General features: G+C 62.4%; 1 protein-coding gene. It reads right to left on the reverse strand.

The features are described from left to right. The coding region (locus tag AC2ETI_RS32800; protein WP_483635074.1) for an acyl-CoA dehydrogenase family protein at positions 1–255 on the reverse strand (255 nt) is incomplete at both ends.

Consider the following 255-nt stretch of genomic DNA (forward strand, 5'->3'; position numbering starts at 1 on the left):
AACCGCTGCATCGGCGTGTTCAACTGCAACGCGCCACCACCGGAACGAGCAAAGATCTCGTCCACCGCCCGCACCGCACGCCACGCAGCAGCAGTCTGCGTACGCCGACCGATCGCACGCAGCTCGAACGAAACTTCCTGTCCCTTCTCGGTCATGTCCCAGAAACGATCCACCGTCCCCAAGATCGCAGCCCGAGAAGCAGCGATCTCGGCCGCAGCCTCACCGATCGCGAACAACACGTACGGATCTTCCTTG

It is taken from the genome of Rhodococcus sp. MurmanLake-1 (assembly GCF_056945715.1).